Below are 22,189 nucleotides of genomic sequence, written 5' to 3'. Positions count from 1 at the left end.
CCCGCCCTCCCCCGTCCCTCGCCCGCGTCGGTGGGTGCTGGCACGATGGGGGCATGAGCGACGCGCAGGCCGGGACCCCGCACCTCGACCCCGACACGGTGTTGTGGTCGGCGCCGGCGCACGAGCGCGACGGGCGGCCGCTGCTGGTGCTGCTGCACGGCTACGGGGCCGACGAGAACGACCTTTTCGGCCTCGTCCCGTACCTCCCGCCCGAGTTCGTCGTCGCCGCCGTGCGCGCGCCGCTCGCGCCGCCGTGGCCCGCTCCCGGGTATTCCTGGTACCCGATAGAGGGGCTCGACGGGCGCGATGCGGTACGGACGACGGATGCCGCGTCCCGCCTCCTGCATTGGCTCGACTCCGTCGCACCCGCGCCCGCGCAGATCGGGCTGCTCGGCTTCTCGCAGGGTGCGGCCGTCTCGCTGCAGGCGCTGCGGCTCGCGCCCGAGCGCTTCGCCTTCGTCGTCAACCTCTCCGGCTATGCGACTCCCGGCGACCTTCCCGGCGACGGCGCCCTCGCCGAGCGCAAGCCCTCGGTCTTCTGGGGCCGGGGCACGAACGACGACGTCATCCCGGAGTTCCTCGTCACCCACACCGTCGAGTGGCTGCCCGCCCACGCCGAACTGAGCGGGCGCGTGTATCAAGGCCTCACACACAGCGTCTCCGAACCGGAGCTGGCGGACGTGCGGGCCTTCCTCGACAAGCAGCTGGAGTCCCTCACGGCCGAGAGCTGACGCGCCGGCCCGATACCCCTTCCAGCATCGTTTCGCTATGCTGGCCCGGTCCTTGTCCCGAGTGTGAGGAAAGACGTTGACAGAGATCGTCGCGACTGCGCTGTGACCACGCGCTGATCCGTCGACCCTTCCGTCCGTCACCCGGACGACCCTCGACGCGTGTCTGCGCCCCCGATCCGCGCTGACCCGTCGACCTCCGCCGCCTCCGGCTCCGGCATCCGTCCGAGACGCCCGCGCGGCCTCCTCGGTGTCAGTGCATCCACGACACCCAGGAGACTCATGCCCGCCCACACCTTCACCCCTTCCGTCGTCCTCGACGACCTCGCCTTCACCTGGCCCGACGGCACGACGGCACTGTCCGGCCTCTCGGGCGCGTTCGGCTCCGGCCGCACGGGCCTCGTCGGCCGCAACGGTTCCGGAAAGTCGACACTGCTCCGCCTCATCGCCGGCGATCTCGCGCCCGATCGCGGGCAGGTCACGAGAACGACGGATGCCGCGTACCTCCCGCAGCGGCTGACGCTCGACGTCGACCGACCCGTCGCCGAGCTCCTCGGCGTCGCCACCCCGCTCGCCGCGCTCCGCGCGATCGAGGCGGGCGATCCCGACCCGGCCCACTTCGATGCCGTCGGCTCGGACTGGGACATCGAGGCGCGCGCGCACGCCGCGTTGAGCGAGGCGGGATTGTCCCCCGGCCTGCTCGATCGGCGTATCGGGGAGCTCTCCGGCGGGGAAGCGGTGCTCACGGCGATCACCGGCATCCGCCTGCGGGGAGCGGCGATCGCGCTGCTCGACGAACCGACGAACAACCTCGACCGCGAGGCCCGCGCACGCCTGTCCGACATGGTGCGCGCGTGGCGGGGGACGCTCATCGTGGTGAGCCACGACACGGCGCTCCTCGAGCTCATGGACGATACGGCCGAGCTCTACGACAACCAGCTGTCGGTCTTCGGCGGTGCGTACGCGCAGTGGCGGGCGTGGCTGGATGCCGAGCAGGGCGCCGCGCGCCAGGCCGAGCGTGCCGCCGAGCAGCTCGTCAAGCGCGAGAAGCGCGAGCGCATCGAGGCCGAGGCGAAGATCGCCAAGCGCGCCGCGATGGGGCGCAAGGCGCAGCACGAGAAACGCGTGCCACCCATCGTCGCGGGCAATCTGCAACGCGCGGCGCAGGTGTCGGCGGGCAAGCTGCGAAGTGAGAAGGCCGACCGCGAGGCGTCGGCCCGGCGCGCCCTCGACGCCGCCGAGCGGCGCGTCCGCGACGACGACGCGATGCACATCGACCTGCCCGACCCGGATGTGCCGGCGGGCCGGCGCATCGCGACGATCGGCGACGGCACGCGTGCCTGGATCATCCAGGGGCCCGAGCGGGTGGCCCTCGTCGGCCCGAACGGCGCCGGCAAGACGACGCTGCTCGAGCGGCTCGTGCGCTCGGCGGCGGGGTCGGGGCCGCGGTCGGGATCGGGGCCGGGCGCGGGCGACGGGTCGGCCCCGACCTCCGTACCCAACTCAGGACCACAGCCGCGCTCGGGCGCCGACGAGCCCGGAAATCCGCGGCTCGCCGAGAACGGCGACGCTGCGATCCTGAGTTCGGTACGTGCGGAGGCGCACACCGACCGGGTCGGGTACCTCCCGCAGCGGGTCGACGGGTCGGGCCCGACCTCCGTACCCAACTCAGGGCCACAGCCGCGCTCGGGCGCCGACGAGCCCGGAAATCCGCGGCCTGCCGAGAACGGCGACGCTGCCATCCTGAGTTCGGTACGTGCGGAGGCGCACACCGACCGGGTCGGGTACCTCCCGCAGCGGGTCGACGGGCTGCAGGACGAGGCGTCCGTCGTCGCGAACGTCGCCGCCGTGGCCCCCCGCGTCCCCGTGGCGGAGCTGCGCAACCGGCTCGCCCGGTTCCTCATCCGCGGGGATGCCGCGACCCGGCCGGTCTCGACGCTCTCGGGCGGCGAGAGGTTCCGCGTCGCGCTCGCGCGACTGCTGCTCGCCGACCCGCCGCCGCAGCTCCTCGTGCTCGACGAGCCGACGAACAACCTCGACCTCGACACGGTCGACCGCCTCGTCGAGGCGCTGTCGGCCTACCGCGGCGCCGTGCTGGTCGTGAGCCACGACGATGCGTTCCTCCAGCGGCTCGGGGTCGACCTGGTGCTCGAGCTCGGACGGGACGGCACCCTGACCGAGAGCTGACGTCTACCGGTGCGGAGACGATAGGGGCAGGATGGGCGCATGCCCGAGCTCGTTCGTCCCCGCACCGGTCGCGTCATCGGCGGCGTCTGCCTCGCGATCGCGAATCGCTTCGACATGAGCCCCATCGTGATCCGCGTCCTGATGGTCGGCTCGGTCGTCTTCTTCGGCCTGTCGATCTGGCTCTACCTGCTGCTGTGGCTGCTGATCCCGCAGGCCCGCGACTGAAGTTCTGATCCCCGCTCGCGCCAAGGTCAGGGACGGGCAGGCTCGCGCAGCGAGCCGTAGCGCTCCATGCGGTGCCAGCGCAGATGCGTGCCGGCGAGCGCCGTGAAGAGGGACTGCACCACCACGAGATACACCGGGAGGCCGCCCGGGAAGACCCCCGAGAATGGGCGGACGATCAGGAGAAAGTTCTCATCTTCCCGCCCCCGATGTCGGCGGTGTCGGAGAGGATGGAGGGATGGGCGACGTCCTCGCAAGGTTCTCTCCTGCCACGCAGGACTGGTTCCGCGGCGCCTTCGCGAAACCCACGAGCGCGCAGATCGGCGCGTGGGACGCGATCTCGGCCGGCAGGCACGCGCTCGTGGTCGCCCCGACCGGCTCGGGCAAGACGCTCTCGGCGTTCCTGTGGGCGATCGACCGCGTCTTCCGCGAGAAGGCGCCCGAGAAGGCGGCGCCTGCCCCGGCTCGCGGTAAGAAGAAGAAGACGACGGATGCCGCGGCATCCCCCACTCGCATCCTCTACATCTCTCCACTCAAAGCCCTCGGCGTCGACGTCGAGCGCAACCTCCGCTCGCCGCTGGTCGGCATCGGGCAGTCCGGCAGGCGGCTCGGGATCACGGTGCCGGACGTCTCGGTCGGCGTGCGCTCGGGCGACACGACCTCGAGCGACCGCCGCAAGCTCGTCACGGCGCCCCCCGACATCCTCATCACGACCCCCGAGTCGCTGTACCTGATGCTCACGAGCCAGGCGGGGCAGACCCTCGCCGGCGTGCATACGATCATCATCGACGAGGTGCACGCCGTCGCCGCGACCAAGCGCGGGGCACACCTCGCCGTCAGCCTCGAGCGGCTCGACGCGCTGCGCGAGACGCTTCGCCCGGGGTCGCCCCCGGCGCAGCGCATCGGCCTGTCGGCCACCGTCCGCCCGATCGACGAGGTCGCCCGATTCCTGGGCGGCGCCGCCCCCGTCGAGATCGTCGCGCCGAAGGCGACGAAGGCGTTCGACCTGAGCGTCGTCGTGCCCGTCGACGACATGCTGAACCCGCCGCCACCGCCGAGCGCCGAGCCGCAGGTACCCGCGGGAGAGGGCGAAGCCGCCGACGGCGAGAATGGGGACTGGTTCGACACGGGCGCCAGGCCCGCGCCCGAGAGCACCGAGGTGACGGGCTCGCTGTGGCCGCACGTCGAGGAGGCGATCGTCGACCGCATCCTGCAGCACCGCTCGACCATCGTCTTCGTCAACTCGCGCCGGCTCGGCGAGCGGCTGACGGCACGGCTCAACGAGATCTACTCGGAGCGTCTCGGCCTCGACCTTCCGGAGCCCGCCGTCCCCGCCGGGATGATGGCGCAGGCGGGATCGACGGGAGGGGCTGCCCCGGTCCTCGCCAAGGCACACCACGGATCGGTGTCGAAGGAGCAGCGGGCCCTCGTCGAGGAGGAGCTGAAGTCGGGCGTGCTGCGCTGCGTCGTCGCTACCTCGAGCCTCGAGCTCGGCATCGACATGGGTGCCGTCGACCTCGTGATCCAGGTCGAGGCGCCGCCCTCGGCATCCTCCGGCCTTCAGCGCATCGGTCGCGCGGGCCACCAGGTCGGAGAGGTCAGCCGCGCGGCGCTGTTCCCCAAGCACCGCGGCGACGTGCTCCACACCGCGATTGTCACCGAGCGGATGCTCGCCGGCAAGATCGAGGCGATCTCCGTTCCGCAGAACCCGCTCGACATCCTCGCGCAGCAGACGGTCGCCGCGTGCGCCGTCGGGCCGGTCGACGTCGAGGGCTGGTACGAGACGGTCAAGCGCAGCGCGCCGTTCCGCTCGCTGCCCCGTTCGGCGTACGAGGCGACCCTCGACCTGCTCGCGGGCCGCTTCCCGTCCGACGAGTTCGCCGAGCTCCGCCCCCGGGTCGTCTGGGATCGCGACCTCGGGGTGCTGACCGGGCGGCCCGGTGCCCAGCGCATCGCCGTCACGAGCGGCGGCACGATCCCCGACCGCGGACTGTTCGGCGTCTTCGTCGCGGGCGAGTCGACGAACGCGCGCGTCGGCGAGCTCGACGAGGAGATGGTCTACGAGTCGCGCGTCAACGACGTCTTCACCCTCGGCACGACGAGCTGGCGCATCGTGGAGATCACGCACGACCGCGTCAACGTGGTGCCGGCGTTCGGACAGCCCGGAAAGGTGCCGTTCTGGCACGGCGACGGCCTCGGCCGGCCCGCAGAGCTGGGCGAGGCGCTGGGCGCGTTCGCACGGGAGGTGTCGACCGCGGCGCCTGCCGCGGCCGAGGCCCGGCTCCACGAGGCGGGACTCGACGCCAATGCCACCGGCAACCTCATGGCCTACCTCGCCGAGCAGCGCGAGGCGACGGGAACCCTCCCGACCGACAAGAGCCTCACCGTCGAACGGGGCCGTGACGAGGTCGGCGACTGGCGTCTCATCCTTCATTCCCCATACGGCATGCCCGTCCACGCGCCGTGGGCGCTCGCGGTCAACGCGCGCATCCGCGAGCGGCTCGGGGTCGACGGATCGGCCGTCGCGAGCGACGACGGCATCATCGCGCGGATTCCGGATGCCACGGCAGAGCCCCCCGGCGCCGAGCTCTTCGTCTTCGATCCCGACGAGCTCGAGCAGATCGTCACCGAAGAGGTGGGCGGATCGGCGCTGTTCGCCTCCCGCTTCCGCGAGTGCGCCGCACGCGCGCTCCTCATGCCGCGGATGAACCCCAACCGCCGCAGCCCCCTGTGGCAGCAGCGCCAGCGCTCGGCCCAGCTCCTCGAGGTCGCACGGCGGTACCCGACGTTCCCGATCATCCTCGAGACGCTCCGCGAGGTGCTGCAGGACGTCTACGACGTCCCGGCGCTGCTGCGGATCGCGAAGGGCATCGGCGACCGCCGCATCCGGCTCGTCGAGACCGAGCCGTCGCAGCCCTCCCCCTACGCCCGCGATCTGCTCTTCGGCTACGTCGGCGCCTTCATGTACGAGGGCGACTCCCCGCTCGCCGAGCGGCGGGCGGCCGCCCTCTCGGTCGACCCCGCGCTGCTGTCGGAGCTCCTCGGCAAGGTCGAGATGCGCGAGCTCCTCGACCCCGCGATCATCGCCCAGTTCGAGCGCGAGGCGCAGCGCCTCGAGCCCGAGCGGCGGGCTCGCGGCGTCGAGGGGGTCGCCGATCTGCTGCGGATGCTGGGACCGATGGATGCCGCGGAGATCGCGCTTCGCCTGCAGCCCGCCGACGCGCCGGCGACGCCGGACGCGGCAGCCGGGGTGACGGCGGCTGAAGTGGCCGCCGGGGCTGCGGGGGCCGCGGCTGAAGTGGCCGCCGGGGCCGCCGCCGCCGGGGCAGGTGCCGGGGCTGTGGGGGGACGCGTCGATCCGGCGACCGGCGAGTGGTGGGATGACGACGGGCCCGAATCCGACCCCTCCGCGGCACCGCAGCCGGGAGACGACGGCGCCACGCCGAGCGCGGGGTGGTCGGCGCAGCCCTCGGCGACGGAGGCCGAGGCATCCGCTCATCTCACCGCGCTCATCGACGCGCGACGTGCGATCCCGGTGACGATCGCCGGGGCCACGCGGGTCGCGGCGATCGAGGATGCGGGGCGACTGCGCAATGCGCTGGGCGCGGCGCTGCCCGTCGGGATCCCGACGGCGTTCCTCGAGCCGCTCGCCGATCCGCTTGGCGACCTCGTCGCGCGGCACGCCAGGACGCACGGCCCCTTCACCGCCGAGGCCGTCGCCGTGCGGCTCGGGCTCGGCGTGGCCGTCATCCGGCATACGCTCCAGCGCCTGGAGTCGCAGGGGCGTCTGTCGAGCGGCTTCTTCCTGCCCGACCCGCAGACGCAGGCGCAGGAGCGCGGCGACGATCTGGAGTGGTGCGACACCGAGGTGCTGCGGCGGCTGCGGATGCGCTCGCTCGCGGCGATCCGCGGGAGTGTCGAACCGGTCTCGCAGGAGGCGTACGCCCGATTCCTCCCGGTGTGGCAGCATCTGTCCCGGCCCCTCGAGGGGGTCGACGGCGTGGCCGCGGTCATCGAGCAGCTCGCCGGCGTGCCGATCCCGGCCAGCGCGTGGGAGTCGCTCGTGCTGCCCGCGCGGGTCTCGGACTATACGCCCGCGATGCTCGACGAGCTCACGGCGACGGGCGAGGTCATCTGGTCAGGACACGGATCGCTCCCCGGCCGTGACGGGTGGATCGCGCTGCACCCCGCCGACGCCGCGCCGCTCACCCTCGCCCCGCCGAGCGAGGAGATCGCGCACGGCACCCTCGAGGCGCAGCTGCTCGAGGCGCTCGCCGGCGGCGGCGCGTACTTCGCGGCGCAGCTGAAGCAGATCACGGGCGCCGAGAACGAGCAGTCGGTCATCGACGCGCTGTGGAGTCTCACGTGGGCCGGGCGCGTGACGAACGACACCTTCGCGCCGATCCGCACGCTCCTGACCGGCGGGTCTCAGGCCCACCGCGTGACGCGGCGCGCACCGCGGGCCCGCATGTACCGGGGTTCCGCGGCGCGGACGGTCGCGGCATCCGTCCCCCCTCGCCCGCCCGCGATCGGGGGCCGGTGGTCGCTCCTGCCGGCCGCCGAGCTCGACACGACGCTGCGCGCGACGGCGTCGGCGAGCCTGCTGCTCGATCGCTACGGCGTCGTCACGCGCGGCGCGGTGCAGTCCGAGGGGCTCCCCGGCGGGTTCGCGCAGGCGTACCGCGTGCTGGCGGGGTTCGAGGAGGCGGGGCACTGCCGACGCGGATACGTCATCGAGAAGCTCGGAGCGGCGCAGTTCGCGGCATCCGCCACCGTCGACCGGCTGCGGGAGTTCGCGGCGCTCCCCGATCCGGCCCCGCTCAAGGCCGTGACGATGGCGGCGACCGATCCGGCGAACCCCTACGGCGCGGCGCTCGCGTGGCCAGCGCTGGAGGGCGTGAGCCACCGCCCGGGCCGCAAGGCGGGCGGCATCGTCGTGCTCGTCGACGGCGTGCTGACGCTGTACCTCGAGCGCGGCGGCAAGTCGGCGCTCGCATTCACCGACGACGAGGGGCGCCTGGCGTCCGCCGCGCGCGATCTCGCCGCGACGGCGCGTGCGCGCCGGCTCGACACCCTCACGATCGAGCAGGTCAACGGGGCCTTCGTCTACACCGCGCCGACGGGCGCAGCGCTGCGCGAGGCGGGCTTCGTCGAGTCGCCGCGCGGGCTGACCCTGCGACGGCTCACCGCGGGAGACGCCGCGCGAGCGGCCGCGCATGCCTGAGGTCGACATGAGGGGCGGCGCGGGGGTGGGGCGGCGGCTTCACGAGCGTAGGAGAACGCGCCAAGGTAGGACGCCGGTCGGGGTTTTCGTCCTACGCTCGCGCGATCTCCTACCCCCGTGCGGTGCCGGGCAGCGCTCGCCCCAGGGCACCGCCACACGCGGCCGTCGCCGATCCCCGTTCGGAAGGGGAGCGGATGCCTGAGGGCGACACGGTCTACCGCGCCGCACGGCGGCTCGACGAGGCGCTCGCCGGCTCCGAGGTCACGCGATTCGAGCTGCGCGTCCCCCAGGCGGCGACGGTCGACCTGCGAGGCGAGGTCGTGCACAGGGTCGTGTCGCGGGGCAAGCACATCCTCCATCGCATCGGCGATTGGACGCTGCACTCCCACCTCAAGATGGAGGGCGAGTGGCACGTGTACCGGCCGGGCGAGCGCTGGCACGCCCCGGCCTTCAAGGCTCGCGCGGTCATCGCGACGGCGCGGGCGGAGACGGTCGGCTTCGACCTCGCCGAGATCGAGGTCGTGCCCACGCGCGACGAGGGACGCCTGGTCGACTACCTCGGCCCCGATCCGCTGTCCGCCGACTGGGATCCCGCCGAGGCGGCCCGCCGCTACGGCGCCGACACGCGTGCGGCGCATGTCGCGATCCAGGATCAGCGCAACATCGCCGGCTTCGGCAACGAGTACGCCAACGAGATCCTCTTCGTGCGCGGCATCCTTCCCACCCGTCCGGCGAATGAGACGGATGCCGCAGCCGTCGTCGAGCTGGGTGCGCGCATGATCCGTGCCAACCGCGACCGTTCGGGTCGCATCTTCACCGGAGACTCGCGCCCGGGCCGCTCGACCTGGGTGTACCGGAGGGAGGGGCGCCCGTGCCGTCGCTGCGGCACGACCATCGTCGGGGGTGCGCTGGGCGCCGATCCGACCCGCGAGCGCATCGTCTTCTGGTGCCCCAACTGCCAGCGCTGAGCGCCCCGGGCGCTCTTCGACGCGCGGGAGCAGGTGCTTATCCCACGTGCGCGTCCAATCCGCAAGCGTCTAGGTACCGAATACCTCTGTGAGGCCCAATAGGGACAGAGGTCATGCACGGGAATGAATTTCCGGGCATTCGGGTTATTCCTATGCTCGGCGCGAAGGCGCCGCAGGAGGGGACAGTGGGCAAGAACTACATCGACATCGAGAACGACCGCGGCGAGACTCTGCGCTACCGGAAGCACTCCAACGGCCGTGGCTTGATCGCGCACGGCGCCAGGGTGCATCCCAGCGCAATCGTCGAGGCGGGGGCGTATGTCGAACCTGGCGTCCAGATCGCCGCGGGAGCTCACGTCGGACGTGGAGTGTGGGTCGAGACCGACGCGGTCATCGGACCCGACGCCGACATCGCTCCGCACGCGCACATCGGACCCGGAGCCGCCATCGGCGCCGGAGCGAAGATCGGCGTGCGCACGCAGGTCGGACGAGAGGCTCGCGTCGCGGTCGGTTCGCTGATCGGCGACGACGAGACGATCGGAGACGGCGAGCGCGTCGCGACCGACCGGCGAGGACTGCGTCTCGCGGCCTGATCAGCGGCACCGCGCCGGATAGGCCGGCAGCGCCGAGCGCGCCCGACGCGGGTGCGTGCTTCCCGTTCGTGCTCGCGCGGGCGCCGCTGTGCGTCGAGTACGTACGAACTCGCCGAGTCCACACGACACCCGCGCCGACGACGTGTGCTCTCGGCGAGTGCATACGAAGTCGACGGATGCCTCGGCCCCGCGCAGACGGCAGCGCCACCCGCGGCGGGGGTCAGGCGAAGAGGAACAGCACGAACCCGACGAGCGGCAGCGTGCCCTGCAGCAGCGCCGCCCGCAGGTACTTCGTCCCGGTCGTCGTCAGGACGAGCGCCGCCGCGACCATCGAGCCGAGGCTGAAGAGCACGAGGGTGCGGCCCGCGACATCCGCGACCGTCCCTGGTCCGCCCGCCCAGAACAGCACGAGCCCGATGATCGCGCCGATCGCCAGGAAGAGGTTGTAGAACCCCTGGTTGTAGGCCATCGGCTTCGTGGCGTCGGCGGTCGCCTGGTCGGCGACACCGAAGCGCTTCCACACGCGAGGCTGCGTCCATTGCACGCTCTCCATCACGAAGATGTACACGTGCAGAAGGGCTGCGAGAGCCGCGAACACCGTCGCGATGATGGCCACCATGAGCGAACGATATCGCCCGGCTACGCTGACGGCATGGCGAAAGGCGGTGGTTCGCGGGGTGCGCCCCGGCAGCGGAAGAACACGAAGAGGACGGATGCCGCGTCCGCACGACGCGCGAAGACCCCCGTCCGCGCTCCGCGGTCCACGCCCGCACCCGCCCCTGAAGCACCTCCGCCCGAGCCCGGCCTCTTCGTGCTCGGCGCGATCCCCGGCGCGACACCGGGCAAGTGGATCGACACGTGGCGCGAGCGGATGCCGCACGTCGAGCTGGACCTCCGGCCCCTCGCCGTCGCGGATCAGCGCGCCGAACTGCTGTCGGGCGAGATCGACGCGGCGATCGTCCGGCTGCCGCTCGACGCGGAGGGCCTGCACGTCATCCCCCTCTACGACGAGCAGCCGGTCGTCGTCGTGTCGAAGGAGTCCCACCTCACGGCCGCCGACGAGCTCGTGCTCGCCGACCTCGAGGGCGAGGTCGTCATCACTCCCGCCGACGACGTGCTCGGCCTGGTCGTGCCGGGAGCCGTCCCACCGGCGTTCGACCCACCCGAGACGACGGGCGATGCCATCGCGACGGTCGCAGCCGGGGTGGGCGCCGTCGTCGTGCCGATGTCGCTCGCACGGCTGCATCAGCGGAAGGATGCGGCATCCGTCCCCCTCCGCGACGGTCCCGTCTCGCAGGTCGCGCTCGCGTGGCCGGCCGACCGCACGACGGCGCACGTCGAGGCGTTCATCGGCATCGTCCGCGGCCGCACGGCCAATTCATCGCGCGGCTGAGCCCTCGCGTCGCCGACCCGCGGCGCGGCGGCGGGTGATCTCGAGCTCGGCTCACCGCACGGCTGAGCGCTCGCCCGGCGCCGCACTCGCCCGGCGCCGCACTCGCCCGGCGCCGCATCGGGGCAGAACCGACCCGAGTCCGCACCGCCCGCGACACCCTTCCCCCGCCCTTCGCACAAGGCACCGGATGACGCCCGGGCCGCGCGAGCAGCGCCGCGCCGCCTAGAATCTCGGGCATGACGCGTGCCCCGCTGCTGTATGTGTGCGTGCGCCCGCAGAAGGGCGCGGCGGCCGCCGAGTACGAGTCGTTCCGCCGCGCGACGCGGCTCGACGAGGCGCAGCTCGGGCAGCACGACCTCGTGCGCGAGGCACTCCCCGCCGACGTGTTCGACCGGTACAGCGGCTTCCTCGTGGGCGGAAGCCCGTTCAACGCCACCGACCCCGAGTCGACGAAGACCGACGTGCAGCGGCGCCTCGAGCGAGACCTCGCGACGATCGCCGAGCGTGCCGTCGATGCGACGACGGCGGCCCTGTTCACCTGCTACGGCATCGGCGTAGTGACGCGGCATCTCGGCGGCGAGGTGAGCCGGGCCTTTCCCGAAGACACCGGCCCCACCGTCGTCGAGCTGACCGGCGACGCCGCGTCGGACCCCGTCTTCGGCGAGCTCGCGACCCGGTTCTCGGCCCTCACGGCGCACAAGGAGGGCTCAGCGGTCCCGCCGCCCGGCGGCGTGCTGCTCGCGACGAACGACGGATGCCCCGTCCAGGCGTACCGCGTGGGCGACACCCTCTATGCGACGCAGTTCCACCCCGAACCGACCCCGAAGGCGTTCACGGAGCGCATGGCCGTGTACCGCGACGACGGGTACTTCGCCGCGCCCGACTACGAGCGCATCGCGGCACGGGTGCTCGCGGCATCCGTCACGGAACCCGTGCGCCTCCTGCGCGGCTTCGCGCGCCTCTTCGGCCCGGAGGCGCCGACCGTCACGGCGTGAACCAGCGCCCGCCGCGGCGGGAGCGCATCGTGATCACCACGATCGGCGCGACGAGCACGAGGACGGCCACGACGATCGCCGTGATGCCGATCGGCACGCTCGCCGGCTCACCGGTCAGCCGGCCGACGCCGAGCCACACGAGTCCCCACGCGATCGCGAGGCCGGGCGCGAAGCGTCCGCCGCTCAGGATCGGGATGGCGATGCCGATCGCCGCGACGACGATGAGCACACCGATGCCCCAGACATCGGGCATCGACACGTCCAACCCCGCCTGCGTGAGCCACGCGGCGGTGTTGGCGACGCTCGCCAGCGAGACCCACCCGAGGTGCAGGCCGGTCGCTCCGTCGATGAGGATCGCGTCGACGACCCGCTCCCGGCGCACCACGACCGTGCGCTGGAAGGTGACGGCGAGCGCCGCGAGCAGCGCGAAGATCGCGAGCACCGTGAGGGGGAGGTTCGCGAACTGCGCGGTCACGAGCCAGACGCCGTTGAGCACCGCCGTGAGGGCGATCCACCAGCCGATCGCGCGCTGACGCACGTCTGCGCGCTGGCTCGGGAGCGCCTGCCACACCGTGTAGGCGATGAGGAGCAGGTAGATCACGCTCCAGATCCCGAAGGCGGGGCGGGCGGGCGCGAGGAACGACCCGTCGCTGTCGAGGGCGCCGCCCTGCAGGTCTTGCACGGAGGTGCCTCCGAAGGCACCGGTGCCGACGGCGGCGGCGATGAGCATGAAGCAGGTGGCGGCGATGATGCCGATCTGGCGGCCGAGATCGGCGGGACGCGCGGGGTCGGCGGGGCGGGAGGCGGCGGCGAGGCGTGGCGACGAGGGTCTGGTGGTCATGGATCCGAACCTACGAGCAGCGATGTGCGGCGTCGACCCTGTTGACAAGCCCCGGCTCAGTGGGGCGATTCCCCCATGCCGAGCGGCGGATGGAGGAGGAGCGAGATGCGCTCCTCGATGTACGGCTCGAGCGGCACGAAGCCGCCGCGCGGGCTCCAGCGGATGCTCGGCACGCCGGCGGCGAGGGTGAGGGGGCCGGATGCCTCGCCCTCGCCGACTGCGGCGAGATCGATGCGCGTCCAGCCGAGGTGCACCGTCTGCCCCTCCGCGAAGCCGCCGCGTCGCGCGGCCGCCGCGAGCTCGGCGCGGCGCCGCTGCGACTCGGCCGGGTATCCGCGCCGCACCTCCTGATGGGCGCGGATGATGTCGCCCGTCGCGTAGACGTCGTCTTCGGAGAGGAGGATCGCGCCGAGGTGCCACACCCACCCGCGCGAGACGATGCGCGGGGCGCGCGGGATGCCGAGGATCCGCGCGGGCTGCACCAGCTCGCCGAGCCCCTCGCGGGGGATGACCTGCAGTCGTGTGCGGGCGCTGTCGAACAGCGCGAAGAGGTTCACGCGAGGTCGTCCTCGAAGGTCGCCGGTGCGGGGAGCGGCTCGCGGCGCACGATCGTGCCGATGAGGGGGTACAGCAGCACCGACAGCATGCCGGCGCCGACGAGGGCGGAGGCCAGGCCGCTCGAGATGAGCTTCTCGTCGACGCCGATCGCGGTCACGGCGACGATGATCGGGAGCCCGGTCGCGCCGAAGAGCGCGACGGCCGCACGGTCGCGGCGAGACGCCCCCTCGGGTGCCGCGAGAGTCGACGGCAGGCCGCGGATGACGAGCAGCAGCACGAGCACGATCGGCAGGAGCAGGAAGAGCATGGGGTTGTCGAAGAGAGCCTGGAGGTCGAACGTGATGCCGGTGTAGATGAAGAAGATCGGCACGAGGAACCCGAAGGCGACCGCCTCGACCTTGCTCTCGACCGCCTCGCGGTCCTCCTCCTTCGCGTCGCGCATCACGAGCTTCCAGACGACGCCCGCGGTGAAGGCGCCGAGGAGCATGTCGAGGTCGAGGACGATGCTGATCGAGACGAGGACGGCGAGCGCGAACGCGACGAACCTAACCGCGAACTGGCCCGACGTGTGCAGCGACGCGTTGACGGCACGGTGAAGCGCCCCTTGCGGCACGCGGAACGCCCAGAGGACCGTTCCTCCCGCGAGCACGACGAACAGCAGCAGCACGATCGTCGCAAGGCCCGGATCGCGGCCGCCGAGGAAGAGCGAGATGGCGATGAGGGGACCGAACTCGCCGACGGCGCCGATCGCCGAGATCGACTTGCCGAACGGCGTCTTCAGCTCCCCCTCGTCGCGGAGGATCGGCAGAAGCGCGCCGAGCGCCGTCGAGCAGAGAGCCACGCCGACGACGACGGCCCCTTCGCCGGGCGCGATGAGCCACCCGACGCCGATCCCGAGCGCGAGGCTGATGAGCCACCCGCCTGCGGCGCGGCGGCCCGTGCGACCCTGCAGCACCGTCAGCTCGATCTCGGAGCCCGCCATGAAGAAGAGCATCGCGAGCCCGAAGTTCGACAGGATCTCGACGAAGTCCGAGGGGTGGGCCCAGCCCAGCAGCGCGGGCCCGACGAGGATGCCGAGGAGCAGCTCGAACACGACGATGGGCACGCGCACCCAGCGGCCGAGGAACCGCGCCGCGAGGGGCGCGAGCACCGCGAGGACGAAGATGACGAGGATCGTCGTTTGCTGCGTGCTCACGGGATCAGGGTAGCGAGGGGCGCCCGCAAGCGTGAGCCGGCGTTTCCCGACGGTGCGGAGGGGTTCGCCCGGGGCTCCGAGGCTGAGCCTGCGGCCCGCGGGGGTGAGCCGGTGGCCGGCGGGGGTGAGCCGGTGGCCTGCGGGGTGCGCCGGTGGCCTGCGGGGTGCCGCCGGCCACCCGGAGGCGTGAGCCGGCGCCCCGGCGGCCCGGCACCAGCAGGCGCCTGAGCCGCCGGCCACCCGGAGGCGCGAGCCGGCGCCCCGGCGGCCCGGCACCAACAGGCGCCTGAGCCGCCGATGTCAGCGGCGGGTCCGCTCCTCGAGCGCCGCGCGGGCCCGGTCCGCCGTCTTGCCGGCGGAGCGGGCGACGGATGCCGCGTCCTCACGCTGCCCGTCGATGCGCTCGACCTCGGCATCCGCGTCGGCGGCGTCGCGCTCGAACCGCGCGACCTCGGCGCGCAGCTCGTCGAGGCGCTCGTGCAGATGGTCGGCGCGATCGCGGGCCTTGGTGAGCCGACCCTCGATGCGGGCGAGCTCGCGCTCGGCCTCGGATTCGGCGCGCTCGGCTTCGCGCGCGGCCTTCTCGGCCTCCTTGCGTGCACGGCGCTCGGCGAGGTCGTCGCGCGACGCCGGAGGCGGGGCCGCACTGCCGTCCGGCGCCGACCCGCCGAGCGCGTCGGCGAGGTCGACATGCTCGAACCCGGTCGCCTCGAGGGGTCGCACCAACCGGCCGGTCATGACGGCTGCGGCGGCCGCGGCATCCATCACCGCCGCATTGATCGTCTTCTCGACGTCGTCGCGCGCCGCGGCGCCGACCGTCACGCCCCGCTCGCCGGCGAGGGCGACCGCCTGCTTCGACAGGGCCGCGACGAGGGCGCGGCGCTGGCCGCCCAGGCGCGAGAGCTCGGCGGCATCGAGATCGTCCTGCGCTTCGCGGAGCGCGCCTGCGAGGTCGAGTGCATCGCCGAGCTGCCCCTCCCGCCCGAGCAGGCTCACCGCCCACGCCGCGACGGCGGGCTTGGGGAGCTTCTTGATGCGCGCGCCGAGGGGACGATCGGATGCGGCGGCCCTGGCGTTGCGTGCGGCGGTGAACTCCGAGGGCGGCAGTGCATAGAGCTCGACGGCGATCGCGTCGAGCTCGTCGGGCGCGGAGGGCTGCGGCATCCTGATCATTCTGCCGGTCGGGATGCCGGGACGCACCGTCCTTCGCGCGGCGCGCGGGGCGTCAGATCGCGACGATCGGCGCCGGGCGCGGCCCGTGCAGTTCGCGGTGCAGGCGCTCCATGCGATGGTCGAGGGCCGCGGCGGAGTCGGCCGCCTCCTTCAGCTCGGCCAGGAGGCGGTCGGGCACCTGGCTGTCGTACTTGTAGTAGATCTTGTGCTCGAGGCTCGCCCAGAAGTCCATCGCGATCGTGCGGAACTGCACCTCGACGGGCACCTCCACACGGCCCGTCGAGAGGAAGACCGGCACCTCGATGATCGCGTGCAGGCTCTGGTAGCCGTTCGGCTTGGGCTCGGCGATGTAGTCCTTGAGCGTCAGGAGCGTGATGTCGTCCTGGTGCACGAGGAGGTCGAAGAGGCGATACACGTCGGTCACGAAGCTGCAGGTCACCCGGACGCCGGCGATGTCGGTGATGCTCGCCCGGATCGACTCGAAGCCCGGGTCGATCCCTTTGCGCGTGACCTTCTCGACGATGCTGTCGGGCGACTTCAGCCGGCTCGAGACGTGCTCGATCGGGTTGTAGTCGTGCGTGTGCTCGAACTCCTCGCGGAGGATGCCGATCTTCGTCTCGATCTCCTGCATGCCGAAGCGGTACTCGAGGAGGAAGCGCTGCAGCTCGTCGCGGAGCGTGCGCAGCTGAGAGGGAGAGACGGTGACTGACGCGTCTTCCGCGGGTATCGCCATGCCTCCAACGTAGGGATGCCGCCTATACGGCACCTGTGAGACGCCCTCCCCTTTCTCCCCTTCCCCCTTCCCCTCGCGTCCCCCGACTTTTTTCGCGAGAGGGCAGGAATGTGCGCGGGATGCGGCGTGTCACGCGCACTTCTGCCCTCTCGCGCACCCGGGGGCGAGAGTCGCGCACCCGGGGCCGAGAGGGCACGAATGCGCGCGGGATGCGGCGTGTCGCGCGCACTTCTGCCCTCTCGCGCACCCGGGGGCGAGAGTCGCGCACCCGGGGGCGAGGAATGGGGGATGCCTCAGGCCGACGCGATGCGGGCGGCCTGGCGCGCAGCGCCCAGCGCGACGTACTCCCCCGGCTCGGGCACCGCGACGGGGATGCCGAGCACCTCCGGCGCGATGGCGCGGACGGCCTCGGACTGCGCGCCGCCGCCGACGAGGAGCGCGCGCTCGAGCGGCACGCCGAGCCCGCGGAGGGCTTCGAGGCCCGCGCCGAGGCCCGACAGCATCCCCTCGACCGCGGCGCGCGCGAGGTTCTCGCGGGTCGTCGAGGCGAGGGTCATGCCCGTGAGCGACGCCGTCGCGTCGGGGAGGTTCGGCGTGCGCTCGCCCTCGAAGTAGGGCACGAGCGAGAGACCCGCCGCGCCCGGCTGGGCGGCGAGCGCGAGGCGCGAGAGCTCGGCGTGGTCGACGCCCAACACGCGGGCGATGGCGTCGAGCACGCGCGCGGCGTTGAGCGTCGCGACGAGAGGGAGGAAGTGCCCGTCGGCGTCGGCGAAGCCGGCGACGGTGCCCGACGGGTCGATCGTGCGCTTCTCGCTCACCGCGAAGACCGTGCCCGACGTGCCGATCGACACGACGACGTCTCCGGGGCCTGCGCCGAGACCGAGCGCCGCCCCCGCATTGTCGCCCGCGCCGGGGCCCACGCGGCGGCCCGCTTCGTCTTCGACCCACTCCTGCGGTGCGAGCACGCGCGGGAGGATCGCGTCGTGGCCGAGCGCCGCGACGAGCAGCTCACGGTCGTAGCCGCCGGTCTCGGGATTCCAGTAGCCCGTGCCCGAGGCATCCGATCGATCCGTCACGAGCTCTTCGATCACGGGTCCGCGCGGCGACTCACCGGCCGGCCCGAACCCGCGCAGCCGCCACGTGAGCCAGTCGTGCGGGAGCGCGACGGCCGCGACGCGCGCGGCGTTGTCGGGCTCATGGTCGCGCAGCCACCGGAGCTTCGTGATCGTGAACGACGCGACCGGCACGAGGCCCGTGCGCTCGGCGAGCTGCTCGGCGCCGAACTCGGCGATGAGGTCTGCCGCGGCACCGGCGCTGCGCGTGTCGTTCCAGAGAAGGGCGGGACGGATGACGCGTCCGTCCGCATCGAGGGCGACCATGCCGTGCTGCTGCCCGCCGACGGCCCACGCCGCGACGCCGTCGAGTCCGCCGGCCTCGCCGATCGCGGCCTGCAGCGCGACCCACCAGGCGGCCGGGTCGACCTCGGTGCCTTCGGGGTGCGTTGCACGGCCCTGCCTGACGACGGCGCCGGTCGCGGCATCCGTGATCACGACCTTGCACGACTGCGTCGACGAGTCGACTCCCATGACGAGCGTCATCGCCCTATCCCTTCGAGATGTTTCAGCGAGGCAGGGGATTCCGATCGAGACCGGGGGAAATACCCCCGGTCTCGACGCGGATCCCCTGGTTCGACGGGGGAACGGTCAGCCGCGGGCGCCGAGCAGGTGCTCGGTCGCGAGCTGCTGCAGCCGGACGAAGCCGAAGCCCTTGCCGCCCATGTACTGGTCGGCGTCGAAGTCCTCGTACGCCGAGCGGTCGGCGAGGAAGTCCTCGTAGGACTCACCCTCGCCCAGGGTCGGCACCGAGAGCTCGGGCACGCGGGCGGCCTCGAGCGCCTCCTGCACCTCGGGGTCTGCGCGGAAGGCCGCGGCGCGCTCCTTGAGCAGCAGGTAGGTGCGCATGTTCGCCGCTGCCGACTCCCACACGCCCTTCTCGTCCTCGGTGCGCGAGGGCTTGTAGTCGAAGTGGCGGGGGCCGTCGTACGCGGGCACGCCGCCGGGGCCGCCGTTCTCGAGCAGGTCAACCAGCGCGAAGGCGTTGTGCAGATCGCCGTGGCCGAAGACGAGGTCCTGGTCGTACTTGATGCCGCGCTGACCGTTGAGGTCGATGTGGAAGAGCTTGCCGTGGTACAGCGCCTGGGCGATGCCGGCGGCGAAGTTCAGGCCCGCCATCTGCTCGTGGCCGACCTCGGGGTTCAGGCCCACGAGCTCGGGACGCTCGAGCGAGTCGATGAACGCGAGCGCGTGGCCGAGCGTCGGCAGAAGGATGTCGCCGCGGGGCTCGTTGGGCTTCGGCTCGATCGCGAAACGGATGTCGTAGCCCTTGTCGGTGACGTAGTCGCCGAGGAGGTTCACGGCCTCGCGGTAGCGCTCCAGCGCCGCACGGATGTCTTTGGCCGAGTCGTACTCGGCGCCTTCGCGGCCGCCCCACATGACGAACGTCTTGGCGCCGAGCTCCGCGCCGAGGTCGAGCTGGCGGAAGACCTTGCGCAGCGCGAAGCGGCGCACCTGACGGTCGTTCGAGGTGAAGCCGCCGTCCTTGAAGACGGGGGCGGAGAAGAGGTTGGTCGTCACCATCGGGACGATGAGTCCCGTGTCGGCGAGGGCGCCCTTGAGGCGATCGATCTGCGTCTGGCGCTCGGCATCCGTCGAACCGAAGGCGAACAGGTCGTCATCGTGGAAGGTGAGGCCGTAAGCGCCGAGCTCTGCGAGCTTCTCGACCGCGTGGACGACGTCGAGCGGAGGCCGCGTCGGGCCGCCGAACGGGTCGGTGCCGTTGTAGCCGATGGTCCAGAGACCGAACGAGAACTTGTCGGCGCGGGTGGGGGTGGACATGGCGCTCCTTTGCGAACGGCCGAAGTGAATTGTTGTTAAGCACAACGTATAGCAGTTCGGGGCGTGCGTCCACCTCTGAGACGGATGCCGCGGCCCCGCCGTACGCCGATGGGTGCGCCGCTCACCGGGGCGGCGTGTCACCTGACGGGGGGTCGGGCGCCGCGCACCCTAGAGTTTTGGCATGAACGATCCGGTCGGCAGCCGCCAGGCGAACCTCTCGCGGCTGCTGCGCCTGGCCCACTTGGAGGGTCCGCTGTCGCGGGCGACGCTCACGACGGCGACGGGGCTGAACCGCTCCACGATCGGCGATCTCGTGGGCGACCTCGTCTCGCTCGGCATCGCCGAGGAGCGCGCGCCCGACCCCAGTCGCCGCGTCGGCCGGCCCTCTCCGCTGGTCGCGGCGCATCGCCGCGTCGTCGCCGTCGCGGTGAACCCCGAGGTCGACGCCCTGACCCTCGGAGTCGTGGGCCTCGACCGCACCGTGCGGTTCACCGAGCGGATCGAGCAGTCCGGGCTGATGGATCCCGAGCACACCGCCGAGGTCATCGGCGAGCGGATCGCCGCCTGGCGCGAGGGCGACCTCGCCGACGCGGCGATCGCGGGGATCGGGATCGCCGTGCCGGGGCTCGTCCGCGCCTCCGACGGGCTGGTGCGCGACGCCCCGCACCTGCGGTGGACGGATGTCGCGCTCCGCGAGCTCGTCGAGAGCCGGACGGGTCTTCACACGGCCGTGGGGAACGACGCCGCGATGGCGATCGTCGCCGAGCATCTCTTCGGCGCGGCGGCAGGCGTCGACAACGTCGTGTATCTCAACGGCGGAGCGAGCGGCATCGGCGGCGGCCTCATCGTGCAGGGCGTCGCGGTGGGCGGCGCCTCGGGGTACGCGGGCGAGTTCGGTCAGAACCGTCCGGGCATCGCCTCGCAAGCCGACCGTCGCGCCGCGAACGGGGTGCTCGAGGACGAGGTGAGCAGGTCGCGTCTGCTCGCCGTGCTGCAGCGCAGCAACGTCGACGAGCCGACCCTCGCCCGGCTCCTGGGCGAAACGCGGGCGACCGAAGTGCTCGAGGAGGTCGCGCGGCAGCGCCGCATCCTCGCCACGGCGCTGGCCAACGCCGTCAACGTGCTCAATCCGTCGATCGTCGTGCTCGGCGGCTTCCTCGGCATGCTCGCCGAGCACGACCTTCCGGGCTTTACGGCGGCGGTGCTCGCGCAGTCGATGGCCGCCAACGGCGAAGACCTCGAGATCCGTACGGCCGCGCTGGCGGAGGACCGCCTGATCATCGGGGCGGCGGAGGCCGCGTTCCAGGATCTGCTGCGAGACCCCGCCGGCACCGCGCTGCGCTGACCCGCCTGCGGCACCCGCCCGACGCCCCCGCCGAACCGACGCCCCCGAACCCGTGAGCCTCCATCTGACGGCCGAGAGCGCGGGGCGCACCCACGGTCTCGGCGCTCGGATGGAGTCTCAGCGACCGGACGGCGCGGCGCTCAGCGCAGCGGAGGCGCCGTCGTGGCGCGGGGTGCGAGCCGGGTCGGCAGCGTCACGTGGGTCGCGTGCGGCGTCTCGCCCTTCATCAGGAGCAGGAGGAGGCGGGCGGCTTCGGCGCCGAGGGTCTGCATCGGCTGGCGCACCGTCGACAGCGCGGGAGTGGCTTTGGATGCCTCGGGCACGTCGTCGAAGCCGATCACCGAGAGGTGCAGCGGCACGTCCAGGCCGAGCTCGGTGGCGACGCGGATGATCTCGATCGCCGAGAGGTCGTTCGCAGCGAAGATGGCCGTCGGCCGGTCGGGGCCGCCCAGCATCTCCAGCGCGGCGACGCGCACGGCATCCTGGCGGTAGCTTCCGCTGCCGACGAGGTGAGGGTGGACGGGAAGCCCGGCATCCGCCATCGCCCGCCGATACCCCGCATCGCGCGCGATCGAGGAGCGCAGGTCGGGGCGCCCCGCGATGAAGCCGATGCTCGTGTGCCCGAGCTCGATCAGGTAGCGCGTGGCCTGCAGCGCGCCGCCGAAGCTGTCGCACTCGACCGTCGGGAGGTCGGCCGGCCCGGTGTGCGGGTCGATCGCGACCACGGGAACCTCGGTGCCGACGTTGACGACGGTCGGGGTCACCATAATGGCGCCGTCGATGAGGGTTCCCGACAGGCGCGAGATCGAACGACGCTCCCATCCCTCGGCCTCGCCGTGCGACCCCGAATACGCCAGGAGGTCGTACGACGAGTCGCTCAGCGCCTGGCCGACGCCCTTGAGGATCTCGGCGCTGAAGGGCTCGAAGTCCGCCACGAGCACGCCGATCACACCGGTCGAACGGGCCCGCATGCTGCTGGCGATGAGGCTCGACTCGTAGCCCAGCTCGGCGACCACGGCGAGCACGCGGTCGACGGTCTCGCCCGAGACGCCGTAGCGCCCGTTGACCGCTTTCGACACGGTCGACACCGACACGCCCGCCGCCTTCGCGACGTCGGTGATCGTCGGCCGTTGCCTCATG

General features: G+C 72.5%; 18 protein-coding genes. 9 read left to right on the top strand and 9 right to left on the bottom strand.

Annotation, left to right across the window (positions count from 1 at the left end; genetic code table 11):
* The first annotated feature begins 53 nt into the window (after positions 1-53).
* The 6 genes from ACSBPH_RS12555 (at position 54) to ACSBPH_RS12530 (ending at position 9,922) form a co-directional block, all read left to right on the top strand.
* A complete protein-coding gene (locus ACSBPH_RS12555; protein WP_442574668.1) occupies positions 54-731 on the top strand; it encodes an alpha/beta hydrolase in 678 nt (225 codons plus the stop codon).
* Between the two features lie 279 nt (positions 732-1,010).
* Positions 1,011-2,915, top strand: a complete 1,905-nt coding sequence (locus ACSBPH_RS12550; RefSeq protein WP_442574667.1) for an ABC-F family ATP-binding cassette domain-containing protein — start codon at positions 1,011-1,013, stop codon at positions 2,913-2,915.
* Between the two features lie 39 nt (positions 2,916-2,954).
* Positions 2,955-3,140, top strand: a complete 186-nt coding sequence (locus ACSBPH_RS12545) for a PspC domain-containing protein (RefSeq protein ID WP_442574666.1) — start codon at positions 2,955-2,957, stop codon at positions 3,138-3,140.
* Between the two features lie 235 nt (positions 3,141-3,375).
* Positions 3,376-8,361, top strand: coding sequence for an Lhr family ATP-dependent helicase (locus tag ACSBPH_RS12540; RefSeq protein ID WP_442574665.1), 4,986 nt, complete (start codon positions 3,376-3,378; stop codon positions 8,359-8,361).
* A 194-nt stretch (positions 8,362-8,555) separates the two neighbouring features.
* On the top strand, positions 8,556-9,329 hold the full coding sequence (locus ACSBPH_RS12535) for a DNA-formamidopyrimidine glycosylase family protein (protein WP_442574664.1): 774 nt from the start codon (positions 8,556-8,558) through the stop codon (positions 9,327-9,329).
* Between the two features lie 185 nt (positions 9,330-9,514).
* Positions 9,515-9,922 carry a transferase gene (locus ACSBPH_RS12530; protein WP_442574663.1) on the top strand — a complete coding sequence of 136 codons (408 nt, stop codon included), beginning with the start codon at positions 9,515-9,517 and terminating at the stop codon, positions 9,920-9,922.
* A gap of 220 nt (positions 9,923-10,142) precedes the next feature.
* Here the strand turns inward: ACSBPH_RS12530 and ACSBPH_RS12525 are convergent, their stop codons facing one another.
* Positions 10,143-10,541 carry a DUF1304 domain-containing protein gene (locus ACSBPH_RS12525; RefSeq protein ID WP_442574662.1) on the bottom strand — a complete coding sequence of 133 codons (399 nt, stop codon included), beginning with the start codon at positions 10,539-10,541 and terminating at the stop codon, positions 10,143-10,145.
* Positions 10,542-10,574: 33 nt separating this feature from the next.
* On the opposite strand from ACSBPH_RS12525, the gene ACSBPH_RS12520 reads away from it, so the two are divergent.
* Both ACSBPH_RS12520 and ACSBPH_RS12515 read left to right on the top strand, forming a co-directional pair.
* The gene (locus tag ACSBPH_RS12520) at positions 10,575-11,315 is read left to right on the top strand and encodes a LysR substrate-binding domain-containing protein (RefSeq protein ID WP_442574661.1); all 741 of its coding nucleotides are present in this window, start codon (positions 10,575-10,577) and stop codon (positions 11,313-11,315) included.
* Between the two features lie 236 nt (positions 11,316-11,551).
* Positions 11,552-12,310, top strand: a complete 759-nt coding sequence (locus ACSBPH_RS12515; protein WP_442574660.1) for a glutamine amidotransferase-related protein — start codon at positions 11,552-11,554, stop codon at positions 12,308-12,310.
* Here the strand turns inward: ACSBPH_RS12515 and ACSBPH_RS12510 are convergent.
* The 7 genes from ACSBPH_RS12510 to xylA form a co-directional block, all read right to left on the bottom strand.
* Positions 12,300-13,151: a tryptophan-rich sensory protein gene (locus tag ACSBPH_RS12510; protein WP_442574659.1), complete on the bottom strand. Its 852-nt coding sequence runs from the start codon at positions 13,149-13,151 to the stop codon at positions 12,300-12,302. The two genes, ACSBPH_RS12515 and ACSBPH_RS12510, sit on opposite strands and share 11 nt — an antisense overlap.
* Before the next feature lie 56 nt (positions 13,152-13,207).
* Complete coding sequence (locus ACSBPH_RS12505) at positions 13,208-13,708, bottom strand: glutaminase (protein ID WP_442574658.1); 501 nt, start codon at positions 13,706-13,708, stop codon at positions 13,208-13,210.
* Complete coding sequence (locus ACSBPH_RS12500; RefSeq protein ID WP_442574657.1) at positions 13,705-14,904, bottom strand: cation:proton antiporter; 1,200 nt, start codon at positions 14,902-14,904, stop codon at positions 13,705-13,707. Before ACSBPH_RS12500 ends, ACSBPH_RS12505 begins: the two co-directional genes overlap by 4 nt.
* A gap of 300 nt (positions 14,905-15,204) precedes the next feature.
* A complete protein-coding gene (locus tag ACSBPH_RS12495) occupies positions 15,205-16,068 on the bottom strand; it encodes a transposase (protein WP_442574656.1) in 864 nt (287 codons plus the stop codon).
* A 61-nt stretch (positions 16,069-16,129) separates the two neighbouring features.
* Positions 16,130-16,810 carry a GTP pyrophosphokinase gene (locus ACSBPH_RS12490; protein ID WP_442574655.1) on the bottom strand — a complete coding sequence of 227 codons (681 nt, stop codon included), beginning with the start codon at positions 16,808-16,810 and terminating at the stop codon, positions 16,130-16,132.
* A 293-nt stretch (positions 16,811-17,103) separates the two neighbouring features.
* Complete coding sequence (xylB, locus tag ACSBPH_RS12485) at positions 17,104-18,408, bottom strand: xylulokinase (protein ID WP_442574654.1); 1,305 nt, start codon at positions 18,406-18,408, stop codon at positions 17,104-17,106.
* A gap of 105 nt (positions 18,409-18,513) precedes the next feature.
* On the bottom strand, positions 18,514-19,704 hold the full coding sequence (gene xylA, locus ACSBPH_RS12480) for a xylose isomerase (RefSeq protein WP_442574653.1): 1,191 nt from the start codon (positions 19,702-19,704) through the stop codon (positions 18,514-18,516).
* 181 nt (positions 19,705-19,885) lie between these two features.
* Between xylA and ACSBPH_RS12475 the strand changes: the two genes are divergently transcribed.
* The gene (locus ACSBPH_RS12475) at positions 19,886-21,049 is read left to right on the top strand and encodes an ROK family protein (protein WP_442574652.1); all 1,164 of its coding nucleotides are present in this window, start codon (positions 19,886-19,888) and stop codon (positions 21,047-21,049) included.
* Between the two features lie 140 nt (positions 21,050-21,189).
* Here ACSBPH_RS12475 and ACSBPH_RS12470 read toward each other — a convergent pair whose 3' ends face one another.
* Positions 21,190-22,188, bottom strand: a complete 999-nt coding sequence (locus tag ACSBPH_RS12470) for a LacI family DNA-binding transcriptional regulator (RefSeq protein WP_442574651.1) — start codon at positions 22,186-22,188, stop codon at positions 21,190-21,192.
* Position 22,189 lies beyond the last annotated feature (1 nt).

This window comes from Microbacterium sp. F51-2R, assembly GCF_052180235.1.
Lineage (GTDB): Bacteria > Actinomycetota > Actinomycetes > Actinomycetales > Microbacteriaceae > Microbacterium.
This window is presented reverse-complemented; position numbering and strand designations above follow the sequence as displayed.